This is a genomic window from Mesorhizobium sp. M0139 (assembly GCF_040322455.1).
In the GTDB taxonomy this organism is placed as follows: domain Bacteria; phylum Pseudomonadota; class Alphaproteobacteria; order Rhizobiales; family Rhizobiaceae; genus Mesorhizobium.
In genome coordinates, this window is record NZ_JAMYTN010000022.1 from 47,235 (window position 1) to 62,235 (window position 15,001).

Annotated in this window: 11 protein-coding genes and 1 pseudogene; 5 read left to right on the forward strand and 7 right to left on the reverse strand. The window is 59.3% G+C overall.

Annotation, left to right across the window (positions count from 1 at the left end; genetic code table 11):
* Window positions 1-5 precede the first annotated feature (5 nt).
* Complete coding sequence (locus tag NKJ58_RS28025) at window positions 6-518, reverse strand: hypothetical protein (protein WP_023731489.1); 513 nt, start codon at window positions 516-518, stop codon at window positions 6-8.
* 229 nt (window positions 519-747) lie between these two features.
* On the opposite strand from NKJ58_RS28025, the pseudogene NKJ58_RS28030 reads away from it, so the two are divergent.
* A pseudogene (locus NKJ58_RS28030) lies at window positions 748-1,876 on the forward strand (IS30 family transposase).
* A 62-nt stretch (window positions 1,877-1,938) separates the two neighbouring features.
* On the opposite strand, the gene NKJ58_RS28035 reads toward NKJ58_RS28030, so the two are convergent.
* Window positions 1,939-2,571 (reverse strand): tyrosine-type recombinase/integrase, encoded by a 633-nt coding sequence (locus NKJ58_RS28035; protein ID WP_023697492.1) that lies wholly within the window; start codon window positions 2,569-2,571, stop codon window positions 1,939-1,941.
* A 590-nt stretch (window positions 2,572-3,161) separates the two neighbouring features.
* Here NKJ58_RS28035 and NKJ58_RS28040 point away from each other — a divergent pair.
* Window positions 3,162-5,933 carry an MFS transporter gene (locus NKJ58_RS28040; protein WP_352803852.1) on the forward strand — a complete coding sequence of 924 codons (2,772 nt, stop codon included), beginning with the start codon at window positions 3,162-3,164 and terminating at the stop codon, window positions 5,931-5,933.
* Complete coding sequence (locus NKJ58_RS28045) at window positions 5,930-6,934, forward strand: ABC transporter substrate-binding protein (protein ID WP_084013687.1); 1,005 nt, start codon at window positions 5,930-5,932, stop codon at window positions 6,932-6,934. The genes NKJ58_RS28040 and NKJ58_RS28045 overlap by 4 nt, the downstream gene beginning before the upstream one ends.
* Before the next feature lie 361 nt (window positions 6,935-7,295).
* Here the strand turns inward: NKJ58_RS28045 and NKJ58_RS28050 are convergent, their stop codons facing one another.
* The gene (locus tag NKJ58_RS28050) at window positions 7,296-9,872 is read right to left on the reverse strand and encodes an autotransporter family protein (RefSeq protein WP_352854374.1); all 2,577 of its coding nucleotides are present in this window, start codon (window positions 9,870-9,872) and stop codon (window positions 7,296-7,298) included.
* A gap of 153 nt (window positions 9,873-10,025) precedes the next feature.
* On the opposite strand from NKJ58_RS28050, the gene NKJ58_RS28055 reads away from it, so the two are divergent.
* Entirely contained in the window at window positions 10,026-10,274 is a 249-nt protein-coding gene (locus tag NKJ58_RS28055; RefSeq protein ID WP_352854375.1) for a hypothetical protein, read from the forward strand.
* 663 nt (window positions 10,275-10,937) lie between these two features.
* Here NKJ58_RS28055 and NKJ58_RS28060 read toward each other — a convergent pair.
* The 4 genes from NKJ58_RS28060 to NKJ58_RS28075 form a co-directional block, all read right to left on the reverse strand.
* Window positions 10,938-11,576 carry a cation:proton antiporter domain-containing protein gene (locus tag NKJ58_RS28060; protein ID WP_502902350.1) on the reverse strand — a complete coding sequence of 213 codons (639 nt, stop codon included), beginning with the start codon at window positions 11,574-11,576 and terminating at the stop codon, window positions 10,938-10,940.
* 1,295 nt (window positions 11,577-12,871) lie between these two features.
* Window positions 12,872-13,093 carry a DUF768 domain-containing protein gene (locus NKJ58_RS28065; RefSeq protein WP_352854377.1) on the reverse strand — a complete coding sequence of 74 codons (222 nt, stop codon included), beginning with the start codon at window positions 13,091-13,093 and terminating at the stop codon, window positions 12,872-12,874.
* A 369-nt stretch (window positions 13,094-13,462) separates the two neighbouring features.
* Window positions 13,463-13,654: a hypothetical protein gene (locus NKJ58_RS28070; protein WP_352544966.1), complete on the reverse strand. Its 192-nt coding sequence runs from the start codon at window positions 13,652-13,654 to the stop codon at window positions 13,463-13,465.
* A 132-nt stretch (window positions 13,655-13,786) separates the two neighbouring features.
* Window positions 13,787-13,945: a hypothetical protein gene (locus tag NKJ58_RS28075; RefSeq protein WP_352544965.1), complete on the reverse strand. Its 159-nt coding sequence runs from the start codon at window positions 13,943-13,945 to the stop codon at window positions 13,787-13,789.
* Window positions 13,946-14,085: 140 nt separating this feature from the next.
* Here NKJ58_RS28075 and NKJ58_RS31545 point away from each other — a divergent pair, with 140 nt between their 5' ends.
* Window positions 14,086-14,457, forward strand: coding sequence for a Y4oE-related protein (locus NKJ58_RS31545; protein WP_502902351.1), 372 nt, complete (start codon window positions 14,086-14,088; stop codon window positions 14,455-14,457).
* Window positions 14,458-15,001 lie beyond the last annotated feature (544 nt).

Sequence of the window (15,001 nt, forward strand, 5' to 3'; positions counted from 1 at the left end):
TACATTCAGGATGGCCAAAGCGGCTTCACCCGCTCAATCCGATACCTCTTCTCGAACTCACGGAGCACCATTTCGAGCGTTGCCTCAAAAGCACTCTGATCGAACATCATCGATTTCTTTGCCTCGTGAAGATAGCGCCAGTCGGTGAAGGCATCTTGGTGTTGATACAGAATGTGACGAATGCTGTACTCGATGTAGAAACCATTGGGATGATACGGGACCACTGACCTTTTGAACTCCGCGTCGAGTTTCTCTTGGCTTTCGGGCTTTAGGCGATCAAACAGCCTTATCAGGTTGTGCGATTTGACGACTCTTGGATTTTCATGGTCGAAGACGAACCACGCTTTGAGTGCCAGCTCCATAGAAAGCGCCAAAAGCATCGGTTCAACGCCGACGTGTTCGCGTTCGCTCAGGTCTGCATGCTTTCCGAATTCTCGGCTTGGAAAGCTCTGAGTTTTTCGGAAGATCGCCTTTGCGGCTTCCCCGATCCTAATGGCCGTCGATAAGCGCGCACTCATTAGGGGTCCATTAGATTGATCTAAATTAACGCCGGAGCTGAGCTGAGATATTGCAAGAACGCAATCGCTTAGGCCAGGAGGCACGGAACACAACTTACTGACGACAAGTTAGAGTTGAGTTCACCGCCGGCGACCCGTTTTCGGAAGGTGGGCGAACGACCGGAATGAGGCGGCGGGTTCAACCGGTCGTCGCAACCCGCTTTAATCTGAGAGGATGAAGAGGTGTTGCATGGTGACGTCACGGATCTGGTTTACGTCAGCGCAGAAGGTCGAGCTTTGGGAGCGATGGAACCGAGGTCAGAGCACTTGACCGCCGGAACAAGACCGGCGTTCAGCGGATCGTATCCTTACGCAGCGGCATTGCTCCGTCAGCTAGGCGTAGAGGGGCCTTGGCGCTCGGGCTGGCGGAACGCGAAGAGATCTCTCGCGGGATCGCGGCGGGTCTTGCGATCCGCGCTATTGCACGAAGTCTCGGGCGATCCCCATCGACAATATGTCGCGTTATCTCGCGCAATGGCGGTGCACAAGCGTATCGTGCAACCCGGGCCGACAAGCATGCTTGGGTGCGAGCGCTGCGCCCGAAGCAGTGTCGCCTGGCAAGCTCTGGGCGGCTACGATGGCAGGTGGCGCAAAAGCTAGCGCTGCAATGGTCCCCGGAGCAGATAGCCGGCTGGCTGAGGCGAGAGTACCCAGGCGATCCAAGCATGCGGATATCTCATGAAGCGATCTATCGAAGTCTATTCATCCAGTCGCGAGGGGCGCTCAAGAAGGAACTAACAGCGCACCTGTGTACCAAACGACAGATGCGGCTCGCAAAAGGCGCACAGAGCCGGACGGGGCAAGGACAAATACTCGATATGATCTCCATCCGCTAGCGCCCCGCCGAGGCTGAGGATCGCGCCATCCCAGGCCATTTGGGAGGGTGATCTGCTCACCGGCGCGAACGACACGCACATCGCCACCCTCGTGGAGCGACACAGCCGGTTCACAATGCTTGTAAAGGTGGCGAGGAGGGACTCGGCCACCGTCGTGGCGGCCCTTGCCCAGACGATCGGCACATTGCCCGAAGAGTTACGACGCTCGCTAACGTGGGACCAGGGCAAGGAGATGGCTCGGCACATGAGCTTCACCGTTGCAACCGATCTACAGGTCTACCTCTGCGATCCGCGAAGTCCCTGTCAGCGCGGCAGCAATGAAAATACCATCGGTCCGCTCAGGCAGTACTTCCCGAGAGAAACCAACCTCTCCCATGTCTCGCAGGCCCAACTCAACGCCGTCGCCCTGCAGCTCAATCAGCGACCCCGAAAACCCTGGACTTCGAAACGCCGGCCGATAGGCTACAGAAGGTGTTACGATGACCGGTTGAACCCACCGGCGCAAATTGGTCACGGCTCCACTCGTGAAGTGGAGCCGCACCTGATCAAACCTCAGTTGCCTCGGAAAGTTCGAGAGCATCCTCAACATCGACTCCCAGATAGCGGACCGTGTTCTCGATCTTAGTATGACCGAGCAAAATCTGGATGGCTCGCAGATTTCCCGTCGCTTTGTAGATAATCGAGGCCTTGGTGCGACGCAGGGAATGGGTTCCGTATTCCTCTGGTCTAAGCCCGATCGCCTCGACCCATTCGTCGACGAGGCGTGCATACTGCCTTGTACTCATGTGAGCCCTTGGATTGATCCTGCTCGGAAACGCGTAATCATCGACTGTTCCGCCGCGTCGCTCCAGCCATGCGAGAAGGCTGGAGCGTACGTCGCTCATCAACTCGAACTGAACAGGTCGGCCAGTTTTCTGTTGGATGACCATCGCGCGAGTTCGGACTTCCGGTCCTACCACGAGGTTGCCGATTTTGATCTTGACGAGATCGCAGCCGCGCAACTTGCTGTCGATCGCCAAATCGAAGAGCGCTCTGTCTCGCAGACGCAGCTCTCGATCGAGAAAGAAGCGTATCGCCCATATCTGTCGAGGTTTCAGAGGTCGTTTCGTCCCGACCTTCTTCCCGGCATTCCATGCCCGGCGGTCGGAGTCGGTGAGGTCGTAGCACGAGTGTCCCATTTCGCTTCTCCTGCAGCCATGATTGGCCACCAGAGAAACGCCGCTAGACTGTTGCTGGGCCGACTGCGGACTTGCGGCTTCGAGGCCTGGAATGTGAGAAGCGGACGTTCAGGCGCTCCCCATGCATCGACGTGAACTGACCGATTGTGTTGAAGAGTCCGACGCACCGCGAAGTCACCACCGATAATAGAATCCCGTTCCACCCTGACGCCTTGCATGGAATCAGGATTCACTTGTGGGGTCTTTTCGGAACGCCACGGTACGCAAATGCCGTAGGTAGCCGCGACGCGGACTTTTTCAACAGTATCGAACCAATGCGGACGTTTGCTTCCGGAACGGGGGCCGAGGTCCCTGGTTTGCAACCAGCCCTCCGCTGTCTTCCTAATGGAGGGCGTGCTAATGGTTAACTAGCTTGGGGATCAGGCCGATTTCAAATTTGATCGCTGGCGCGTGGGCGCCGAGCTGGCAAACATCTAGTAGTAATCCTGGAGGCGATCCCCGCCGCCTCGAAAGCGAGCAAGACGACATCACGACGAAGTAATCGAGGGATAGTTAACAGCCATAGGGCCGCGATAACGGCAGGGGCACAAATGACATTTCTGGTGCGCGTATGGCTAGCGTTGACGGTTGTTCTGGCAATTGTGGTTACTACCTTAGCGGTGCTGGTTAAGCTACAAAACGAGGCGGTGTATTCGCAGCTTGTGCGGCAACGACTTTCGGTCATTGCAGCGGCAACCGCCGCCCCCTTCCGGTCAGTCTCGGAACTTGGTCTCACGGTGGCGACGGTGCGCAATGCCCAAGAGCTGCTGAACCGGGCTTGGCAGACCGATCCCACGATTTCCAACATTGTTCTGCTTGATGCAGCCGGCGGAGTTATCCTTTCTGTTCCGGATGCTGCTGTTCCATTTAGCGCGCGCCAAATGGGTCGCGCGATGGAAGAGGGCTCCAACAGCCAGTGGGGTCTTGAGACTGCGACCGCGCTGATCAGCGGTGCCACCATAAAGGACGAGAACGACGAGCGGGCCGCTGCATTGGCAGTTATCTACCCGATGAACGAATTGCGGACCCACAATCGCCTTATCAGTTCGCAAATTTGGCTGTCGGCGCTGGCGCTTCTGACCGGATTCTCGACCCTAGCTTACGCCGCATTGCGCTATCGTCTGCGTCCGGCCATCCACACCCTCGACGACATCGCCAGCCATGCCGAAGACGACAGCACTTTGACTGCCGGCGACTTTGCCGATTTTCGAGCGACGCTCGCCGCGGGCACCGCAAAATACCGTTTGGCAACTACAAAACTTGCTGCGCTTATTGGGGCAGAGCGCGCGGAAGCTCCACCTGCGGGGCCACAGGGTGCCGACGTCATCTCGGTTCCCGATAGCCCCATGGCTGTAACGGTGTCGCGACGGCTTACGGCGCTCATAGCCGTCCTGGTGCTGGGGATCACCGTATCGCTCGGCACTGTCGCCTACCGCAGCATCGATGAGTCCTTTGCTCCCGAACTCGACAAGCGCACGAGGCTTATTGGCAGCATTGCCAATGATGCTATTGCCCGCACGCTTAAGGCGGGTGTGCCACTCGATATGATGGTCGGTGGACGCGAATTCTTCTCGTCCCTGCTTCGTGACTTTCCAGAAATTTCCTACTTCGCGCTGGTCACCAACCGACCCATTTTGGAGATGGGCACCCGCCCGCCCACCACGACGTCGGTGATGCTACAGGCAGGGACCGTCGTGCCGATCGTCGTCGACAACAAGCTGGTGGCCAATGTCGTCGTAATCAAGAACGCGGGATACCTTTCGCGTGAATTCCGCGATCTCATTCTCGACCTCCTGGTGGTGACGCTGGTGACAATCCTGTTGGCGGTTGAACTGGTCTCCTTGATGACCAATCACTCGCTAACCGGACCGTTGACCCGCCTCGACTACATCCTGAAGCTTCAGGCGGCCGGCGATTTCTCCCACCGCATCCTGGTGAGCGGGATTAGCGCCGTCGATAGGCTGGGCCAAGCCCTTTCCTTGCGTGCTGAGCGGCTTGCGGCAATGATGGCAGCCGCCCAGGAGCTACCCAAGGGCACCCGTGCCGTGCAACTGGAACCGGACTTCATTATACCGGCTGGCCGGCCGCTCATCATGAGATTTTGCAGTCTAGGCGATGTGCGACTTCCGCTTTTCCTCATCGCCGCGGCTGACTCATTTCCACTGTCGTTCTTTTCGCTTTATGTCCGGGATGCCGACAATCCGCTGACTTGGCTCAACCCAGGCATCGTTATCAGTTTGCCGCTCGCCGCCTATCTCACAGCCATTGTCTTCGGTTCGCCCTATGCGCGTCCGCTCGCGAAACGCTTCGGGCACCGCAACCTGTTCGTGTTTGCTTCCATCCCAGCGGCCCTCTCGAATTTTGGGTTCTTCATTTCCACCAATGTGCTCGAAATTATCTTTTTCTGTGTGTTCAGCGGCATTGGCTATGCTTTTGCTTCACTCTCTTGCCAGGACTACGTGATCGACGCTGCCCCAAAGGAACAGCGGGCCCAAGCGCTAGGGCTGTTCCACGTAGCGATGTTTGGCGGCTTCTATGCTGGAACGGCACTGGGGGGCGTGGTTGCCGACCGTCTGGGCGAGCGCAGCGTATTTCTGGTTTGTGCCGTCTTGATCGTTATCTCCGCAGCGATGATCTTGCGCATGCTCCCTGGCCCCACCCACGTTTCGGCGCTCACCGAGCAGGGCGGCCGCTCTAAGCTGCGGCAGTTGCTTGGAACAATTGCTGATGGCCAGTTCGCGACCCTGCTGTTTGGCATTATCTTGCCCCAAACGATCCTCGATCAGGTCTTCATCTCCTATCTCCTGTCGCTGCAGATGAACGCGTTGGGCGCCTCCACGGCCGATACCGGACGCCTGATGATGATCTACTTTCTGATGGTGATCCTGTCAGGGTCACTGTATGGGCGACTGCCTGCCGGCAGGATCTCGGCAGTGGGCATCACTGTCGCCGGAGCATTGCTTGGCGGAGTGACGCTGCTCGCAGCAGCGGCAGTTACCAACGGCTGGACAATGGTCGTTGCCGCAATCGGCACCGGCCTTGGCTACGGCCTGGTGAGCGGGCCGCAGACGGCCACGGTGATGGAACTTGCGGAAGGAAGGCTGGCCCATATCGGTTCGGAAAGGGTCCTTGGCGCTGTCAGGGTCATGGACCGAATTGGCAGCGTTGTGGGCCTTGTCGCGATCGCCGGCGTCGCTGGCAGTTTTGGCTATTCCGCCGCAATGGGCTTCATCGCCATCTTGGTGCTGGCCGGGGTTGGCTCGTATCTCATCTACCACGTGGCAAGCCACAGCTTGCCGATCATCGCAGGGAGGAAAGCATGAAATTGACATACCCTATGTTGGCCGGGGCCGCGCTAGCTTCTTGCCTCGTTCTTCCGCCTCGGGTCGAGGCGGCGGAGAAGACCGTTGTGATGATAACGTGGCTGGGCTGCGAGGATGTCTGCAAGGGCCTCAAGGACTCGCTTGAAGAAAAGAAAATTGATGTCAGCTTCGTCGTCGACGATGCGGCACAGGACAAGAGCAAGCTGCCCGACTTTGTCAAGGATGCACGCGACCGCAAGGCTGACGTGGTGGTCACCTGGGGCACCAAGACTACTCTAGGCATGGTCGGCACGTTGAAAGACCAGCAGAACAGCGATCTTCTCAATGACATCCCCGTGGTGTTCACCGTGGTAGCCGATCCGATCGGTGCGGGTATCATCGAAAGCTACGAAAAGACTGGCCGCGCCAATGTGACCGGTACCCGAAACCGAGTTCCCGAAAGCGTCAACATTAAGAGCATCAAGCGCTACCTGCCGAGCTTCGATCATCTCGGCCTCCTGTTCGACCGTAGTGAGCCCAACTCGGTGAAAAAGACGGAGGAACTGACAGCTTTGTCGGAAAAGATGAAGTTCAAATTCGACGCATTGCCACTGCCGGCGCTTGCCGATGGAACTCCGGATCCAGCCAAGCTCCCCCAGGCTGTCGCTCAGCTGAAGGCGGCCGGCGTGCAATTCGTCTACTTGGGCTCGAGCACCTTCCTTGAAAAGAATGCGGACGTCTTCACCGATGCTGCCGTGGCAAATGGTCTACCGGTGCTCAGCCCCTATGAGCATCTGGTCAGCGAATCCCGGGCGCTGATGTCGGTGGCCGCCCGCGACTACGACGTCGGCAAGCTGGCCGGCGAGCAGGTGGCCAAGATCCTGGCGGAGGGTGCCAAGCCTGGCGACATGCCTGTCGTCGCCATGGAGAAGTTCGCCTATGTGGTTAACATGAAGGTCGCTAAGAAACTCAACTTGTTTCCACCTGTCGAGTTCCTGCAATTCGTTGAGAAGGTGGAGTGACGCGAAGCGACTATCGCCGCACCCGCGACGCCCAGCGTGGTCGCCGGCAATGTCCGCTTAAAGGCAGTGACACAGTTAACTTTAATGACCGAGGTGAGGCGCATAGCGGACGTTCGGAAGCCTTGCTTATCGCCATTGTCACATCGAGGTTTAGGCTTTGACGCCATCCTGTCACAATGGGCCATGTCGACCCAGATGTTACGCTGACGTGCAGCCGGCGCGTTACGTCACTCGGGGGTATACCCTGAAGTGCGACTGCGAACCCGGTAGTGTGCTCGGATATGACGGGCAGCTTCGCGTTTTGCAGCTATAGAAGCCGACCCTCGAGAACGTCGCGTTCGGCTTCTAAGTGCCAAGCAACTCACCACTTGACCCGCAACCCCAGTGAGCCGGTCAGCACGTGACTATCACCGAAGTTTTTGAGGCCTGTCCGGGCGAGAGCTTCGCCGAAGACCGAGAACTTGTCGTCGGCCCAATTGATCGTACCGCCGACGCCGAGACCGCCCCAGAGCTGCTGGTCCCGGGTTGAGAGGTTGGTGCCGGCCAGGTCGACCGAGGTGCCATCCCCAAAATCATAGTAGAGGTTGGCGATGCCGTAGAGGTTCGTGTGGCCGGCGCGGCCCGTGCGGTCCTGCCACTGCGTCTGGTGGTCGAGCGAGAGACCGAGGCGGCCGAGCAGGCTGTCGTTGGCGCCGGGGGTAACCCTGGCGCCAAAGGTGTCGGTGAAGGCGTCGAGATCGACCGACGACCAGGCAATCTGCGCTTGCGGCGTTAGCGACCAATTGGGATCGAGCATGATGCGTTTGCCCGCTTCGACACCGAGCGCGTAGCCGACGCCGTTGTTGCCGTCGACGAGCCGCTGTCCCGCGGTCGCCGAGTCGAGATTGCTGTCGTACCAGACAACCTGCGCCTGGCCGTCGAGGTAGAAGCCTTCCGCCCCGTACCAGGTCAACGAGCCGGAAACGCCATAGCCGGTAGTATCGATGGACCCGCTGCCGAACACCGACGAGACGTCGGCGGATACCGTGCCATACTGGAAGGCGACGCCGCCGATGAGCTGACCGGCCGCGCTATCGGAGACAAGCATGTCGGCGCCGGTCTGGAGCCTCCAGGTCGAGGTATCATACGTCGTTGCGGTGGTGGAGCTTTCAGGATCGTAGGAGCCGCTGGTGCCTTCGATCCTGCCCCACAGCCCGATACCGGCGTCGGCCTTTACATCGTCGGAGATCCCGTCCGCGCCTTGCGCTTCTACGGTCCAGGAGCGGTTGCCAAGCCGCTGCTGCAGCGTGCCCAGCTGGTTGAAGCTCTGCAACACGCCCGCATAGGCCTCGTACACAGGCGCGCCGGCCTGGAAGAGCAGGCTGTTGTCGAGTTCGGAGCGCAGATACCAATCGCCATCGGCCGGCGTGCTGACGCCGTTCTTGTAGAGCCTGTATGCGTAGGCGCCCGCGACGACCGCTGCATCGCCTTCGAAGGTATAATTGCCGTCGAGTGAGAAGCTGCCGTTCGAGACGCCGCCGACGTCGACGATCTTGATGCCTCCGACCGTTTGGGCGCCCGACCCGCCGAAATTGACGACCTGAAGGGTACCCGTTCCTGACGTGTTGCCGGCGATCACCAGTATGTCTGTCGGCGAACCGTCACCACCGAGCGCAGTGTTGAGAACGACGGCGCCGCCATTGCCGACGTAATCGCCGCTGATGGTCAGCGTGTTGCCGAGACCGACACCCGCGATGCGCACCGTTCCGGCGTTGCTCAGCCCCGCAATCGTCTGGGACGTGCCGGCAAGATCGAGAGTGGCGCCCGAGGCGACGGAGAACTGCGAGGAGGAACTGAACGCGTTCGCAGCGCCCGCGGCAAGCGTGCCGCCGGTGACCGAAGTTCCGCCAGCAAAGGCAGAGTTGTCCGAGGCGAGCACCAGCGTGCCGTCGCCGCTCTTGATGAAATTGCCGGCGCCCGAGAGCACGCCGGCATAGCTCGCATTGGCAGCCTGGTCGAATGTAAAGGAGGCGCCGGCGCCGATCGCGGCATCGCCGCCGAAGCGCTCGGCCGCCGAGACGAGACCACCCTGGTCGATTGTCCAGTCAAGCACCGATATGCCAGAAAGCGTCAGCGTGCCAGCACCGTCCTTCACCATCGTGCCGGTGCCGGAGATATCGCCGGCAAAGCTGGCGTCCGCCGTCTGGTCGAACACGACCGTCCCGGCATTGCCGATGTCACCACGGATCGAAGCCGCATTGCCGACAAGCGTGCCGGCTGCGATCGTCGTGCCACCCGCATAGGTGTTGATGCCCGTCAAAACCAGCGTGCCGCCTCCGGCTTTCGTGAGGCCGCCTGCCCCGGAGACGACATTGCTGAGCGTGAGGGTCGTGCTGTTGTCGGTCAGGAACGTTCCGTTTCCGGCCAGGGCGACGCTCCGGTCGCTGGTGATGTCGGCGGTGGTCTGCAGCGTGCCGCCATTGAAGGTCAAGCCGCCTGAAGGGGCTCCCAAATTGCCATCGCTTGAAATCTGCAGGACGCCGCCGGACAGCGTCCACGGCGTAACTCCGGCCGTTGTCCCCGTCAGTGTCCAGGTGCTGCTTCCTGTTTTTTCATAGAGTCCGAAGCCGTCATATTTGGCGCCAGCGCCGATCTGCGACACATCGAAACTGGCGTTGGCATCGCCGCCCAATTTGAAACTATCGGCATTGCTGAATGCAACCACATTGCCAGTGATGTTCGAGCCTGCCTGGATCTCCAGGGAATTGACGCCACCGGTGAACTGGATGGCTTTGCCGGCTATCGGGGTCCCACCACCTGCGCCGACGGCGCCACCTGTAATCGTGCCCGCATTGATGACGGCGATGTTGGCGCCCTTGATCCCCGAGCCACCATCGCCTGCCGTTCCAGCCTGACCACCGCCCCCGCCAATGATCGTAGCCCCCGTCCCGTTGATCACGGTTCCACCCGAAAGTAGAAGAACACCAGCTCCGCCGTCGCCACCGCCGCCGAGAATGGTTCTTCCGCCGGTGCCCCCGAGCAGATTCCCGCTGTTATGGACTGTCCCGCCAGAGGTTAGGACGATGGCAGCTGCGCCGCCGCCGCCGCCTGCTTGGACCCCAATTGTGAGGAGACTCGTGCCGCCGGTAACGCTGCCGCCCGCCTCTACAACGACATTTGCGGACGAAAATATGCCGACGCCGCCACCGCCGCTGCCGCTGTTGCCACCGTTCCCGCCTCGACCGCCAGTACCACCAAGCACAGATCCTGTACCAGTGACCGTTACGTCGGCCGTGGCACTGACGCCGACACCACCACCGCCACCACCGCCGCTCCTGACGACGCCGTTCGTGCCAGGTGAGCCTAAAGCGCCAGCCCCGCCGCTGATGCTGGTTGAAATCGTCCCGTCTATGGAGATGACCAGACCCGTAGCACCAGTCGCACCGGCAATGCCATTTGGGTTGTTGGCTGTGGTGCTTCCCGATCCCGACCCTCCGGGCGCACCGTTGCCCGTCGTAAGGTCAATGCCGCCACCGCCGCCGCCGGCGGTCGCGCCGTTGGGAACATTCTGGCCCGTGGCGCCCGCTAGTGCACCGTCCACACCCCCCTGTCCAGCACTCACGCCTGTGCCGTTGCCGCCATCGGCCCAAGCCGGCGCGGCGCTCAGCGCAAAGGTGACCGTAAGCATCGCGAAGGCGGAGTGAAGCGACACGCCTTGCTGCAAGCGCGCGAGATGCAAAACCCAAATCCCATCGCGCGCCAAAATCCGCTCCGCCATCCCTAAGCTCCCTGATTCCTGAGTGCGCCGAAGGCAGCATGAAAGCTATTCGCCTGCAAGACGTTTATAGCCACGAGAGCTACCAAGAAGCTAATAGAATCAAGTGTTGTACGTTAGAATGACCGAAAGTTAACTTACATTAGAATGTTCTTATCAAAGAAGAACCTTACGCAATCACCATTTCGAACCTCCTAGCCCTGAGCGATACCGAAGTGAACTCTAAGGCTGCGCGGGCGATGCGTGCGCCTACTTGCCGACTTCGGTGCGCCGGGCGACATGTCCAAGGGTTGATCCCTGCACGATCACGCTGAAAAGGACGACCGCGTATGTGGCCGAAAGTATAACCGGCTTCGCGGGTCCGTCGGGTATCGCCAGAGACAGTGCGCTAGAAATCCCGCCTCGTATGCCCGCCCAGGTGAGAAACACAACGTTGAAGCCAGACATCAGCCGGTTTACCCCTGGGACCAGCACCGGCGCGCCACCGAAAACTAGTGCCCATGATAGCGGCAATGGTTGTCCGACCAGAGAGGCTGCCAGCCAGAACAACAAACCGACGATGAAGGTCGACGCGATCGTGGCAAAGGTCGCAAGCACGATCACTGGGACCGCCTGGCAAACCAGCTTGCGGAAGTCCACCTGCAGAGCACCTGCAAAGAGCAAAAACACCAGCATGCCGTTCATCACGACCGCATTGAAGTCGATCTGTGACAATGCGGATGTAAGCGGTTCAAACAGATGCCTATCCGGCATCAAGGCATCAACACAGACCAGGATCAGCGAAGCCGCAACACTCATGATCAGCAAACCGATCGTGTGCGGCAAAGGCAGGAATTTGTGATTGATCCATCCTAAAGCGGCTGACAACGTCAGGAGCACCGCGGACATTTCAAAGATAGACAGCAGCCTTCATCCCCCCTTCCCTAGCATCGGAGCGCTAGGCGTCAACATTTTGCGGCATCTTCAGTTCCGCCTGAATGTGGCGAAGAACGCCAATGGCCGTGTGCAACCCCGGCGTGGGCGACTTGGAAATCCAACGCCTATTAGGCTGTCCGCGAGAGCATCTTGAGTTCCATCTCTGGATATGCAGGCAAGGGTGGATTGAAAACCGGACAGTCGCGATGGTTGATGGCATCGATCGCGCCGATTCCGAACTGCGTGGCGACACCCGCATTCGCCTCCTCGAGAATGCATCGTCTTAGAGGCTTGAAACGGGATGGTCGCGAAGAGTAGTGGGGTTTTTCGGTGGCATTTGGCCTGCCCTTTGGCCTTTCCCGAGCGCCTGCGCTGGGATCAGGCCTGCAAAATAGATTCATTGGCAGCCGCTTCCGGACGGGTGCAGTGCGGATCATGGGCACGGTTGGGCGGGAGCGAAACTCTTCCCAGCTTGGCCCGGCTGCTTTTCTCCCCCGATGTTGGGTAGGCGGGCCGACGCCCTCCTGAGCTCAGCTGTGTCGACGCGGCGGCTGACAACCGAGCCGGTGCGCCTTTGGCTGGTTCATCCTTGACCGTTTCTTACTACGATGCGAAGAAACCGCGCCCCTTAAGAATGGCCGATCTCTACAAACGGGAAAGAGAACGACGACGGCCCGATATCGCTCTCGGCCACGGATTTCGGGACACTTTGCCGGGTGTTTACGTCGACCTGAAAAGCCGAAACGCCAACAGGAATTGGGCCGGCATCCTCTCCACCCTTCCGCCATGTCCTCGCGATAACGTTGACCAAGGCGCTTCAGCAGTTCGCGATGCCGCAATCTTCCGCCAGTTTACCGATTCACCACGCGCCCCCTACCGTTTCGGTCCGCAGCGAGATTAGCGCAGACCAACGGAGTGCCTTTGCGTCCGCCCCCCACCTACAGTCCGCCTACAGGGTTCCGGGCCGACGATACGGGCCACCGATCTTCTGTGTTGTTCTGTCATCTCAATGAAGGACGATAGCTTCGAGCACCCGTAGGAAACTTGTTGGATGGACAAAGCTGTAGGCGTTTACAGGTGCCCGGGGAATCCGCCGTTTATCTGCGTCGTGGAGCGGGACAAAGCAAGTTTCCTCACTCAGGCCGCCTACCGTGAAGCGGGGCACAAGCCCGACTTCGACGCATTGCCGTGGGAAGCTGACTACAGGGCTGCCAAACAAAGGAAGACCTGTTCTATCGCTGTGTCTCGCCCTTAGCAGCGCGACATGATCAGTTTGCCAGGTGGTCGTTGCGACGGACAATCGCGTTGAGGATCGCTTCGTAGGCGCTGCCGACGTCTTCCTCGATCTCCGTGGATTTGATGCCGAGCGCTTTAGCATCGGCGAAAAGCTCTTGGGTCAGCTCGGCAACGGAGATTATACCGGCACCGACGGTATTGGGGACCTTGTTCGAAATCCACTTCTGCAGAAAGTCTGCGCCGCGCGTGCTCATGAGCAGATAAGCGCGCGGCGTTTATTAGGTTCCGGTCATCTAAGCTCTTACGCGATCACACCATAACCACCTCATGACAAATCAGCGATGTGTGTGGCGCGGCGGGCCTGTTCCGCTTGTGGCCGGCGCCTACCCACCCGGGTTCCCCAACCATGGCGTCGGCCATTTTCGTTCTCCCAGCGATTATAGGAATTGCTATCGCCTATGTGTTGGCCTTGGTTGGCGCGATCGGGTTAGATCGCCTCCTTCTTTGGTTTTAGCGGATTACCAGCATATGTCGGCAATGCAGGAGATCGGCAATTTCTTGTTCAAGCACATCCATCGGCCATCACCGTCGCGGCCCTGAGGGTACCCAGCCGCGGGAGGGCCCTAAAGCCGCACAACCCTGTCGAGATGGAGGCGTATGCGCTGGCCTTCCGCGAAGGACAGCGCGAACGATTCCAGGGCGAATGAGCGTGTAATCTCCTGGTCAGTTTCAATGATGCGGACGACCCATTCGCCACTGGCTCCGACCACCTGCACGCAAGGCGCGACCTTCCAGATTGGCACCACGTTGCCCATCACGTCCTCCTACGAAAAGCAATGGCAAGTCGACTTAAGACCGTCATAGCCGGTAGATCAATAACAATTGCTTGTTCGGATCGGACGAACCATCCTGGATGGGCAACACGACGGGGGCTAATGCCCCTTCCGTCAGGCAAACCCTCCGGGGAACCTCCCGTGAGATAGCCTCTGCTTCAGGTCGTTGGCATTCAGGATGGCGGCCAGCTCTTCGGCATAATCCATGTCGGGAAGGTCGACAGATGGGTGGCCCGCTACAATAGCCGGCTGGCCGGTGAACACGTCGAACACTGTCCACGTCCCATCCGGTTCCCGCCTTACCTCGTACCGCAGAGTTGCCATGAGGGGATCATATAGGTCGCCGTTAGAGGTGGGAATATTCGGTCCACGGAGGCTCGGGACGCAGAGCGGTGATTTTGCCGCTTTGAAGATTGCCGATCTTCGTCGACAGAGATCAATCTGAGATCGAACTCTATGGGATGGAAGCGGCGAACGCCGGAGCGCACTGCGCTTTGGAGGCTCATTTCGACGGTCGACCAGATGACTACCGCTTTTGGTGCGATTTCTTTCACCAACTGAGAGACCAAACTGACGGAACGTTTGCGCAGCATCGTGTTCGGTCGAGCATGACTAGAATAGCCGACCTTGGACCGCCTATCCCCGGCAAGCCACACCAACCGCAGGACGGGGGCGATCGATTTCACGCATGCCCGATCTGCGGTCAGCAGGTCGACAAACGCGATTTCCGCCAAGTGATGTGGCACGAGCAACCAGATCACGATCCACTTGAACTGGATCAGTGAGGCAGGAACAACTTGGCAGCTTCAGGGCCACGTCACACTAGGAAGGAAAGCGCGGGCCGGACCCTTTGCCGCCGGTCGGCAGCGGTAAGGCATCCTCACTGAGCACTGCGGTGGACCAACTTTTCCATTTACTCGTTGTTCCTAAAACAAAGGAAAAACCCGCCGACCGAGGCCAGCGGGCTTGTGTTGCAGGGCACTCGTTGGGTTATAGGGGCTCAGGCGGCAAGACAATAACACTAGGTAACCCTCCCGCCGTCACCGCGCTGAGACGCCCACGTTTGGTCAGTACCGGCTTCCTGTATTCTTTCTTCACTGCAGTCCCTCTCTAGTGTGAATTCGGCAAAACGCCTTGGGCCTAAAGGTTCCTCACTCATCGGTGCAGGTTGATGGCGTGCACACAGCCGTTACGGCCGAGAGCTTCTCGCGCTTCTTCAATTCAGGCTTCTGATAAGGCTTCTTCATGCAGGATCCCCACGTTTGTCCCTCAACGCGAAAAATGCAGTGAGGCCGCCACGATTGTCAACCAGAGGCGCCGAGGTCGCGA

Bases quoted from the DNA above. Each gene is read 5' to 3' on its own strand.
- NKJ58_RS28025 (WP_023731489.1), bottom strand. From the start codon at position 518: ATGAGTGCGCGCTTATCGACGGCCATTAGGATCGGGGAAGCCGCAAAG.
- NKJ58_RS28035 (WP_023697492.1), bottom strand. From the start codon at position 2,571: ATGGGACACTCGTGCTACGACCTCACCGACTCCGACCGCCGGGCATGG.
- NKJ58_RS28040 (WP_352803852.1), top strand. From the start codon at position 3,162: ATGACATTTCTGGTGCGCGTATGGCTAGCGTTGACGGTTGTTCTGGCA.
- NKJ58_RS28045 (WP_084013687.1), top strand. From the start codon at position 5,930: ATGAAATTGACATACCCTATGTTGGCCGGGGCCGCGCTAGCTTCTTGC.
- NKJ58_RS28060 (WP_502902350.1), bottom strand. From the start codon at position 11,576: ATGTCCGCGGTGCTCCTGACGTTGTCAGCCGCTTTAGGATGGATCAAT.
- NKJ58_RS28065 (WP_352854377.1), bottom strand. From the start codon at position 13,093: ATGAGCACGCGCGGCGCAGACTTTCTGCAGAAGTGGATTTCGAACAAG.
- NKJ58_RS28070 (WP_352544966.1), bottom strand. From the start codon at position 13,654: ATGGGCAACGTGGTGCCAATCTGGAAGGTCGCGCCTTGCGTGCAGGTG.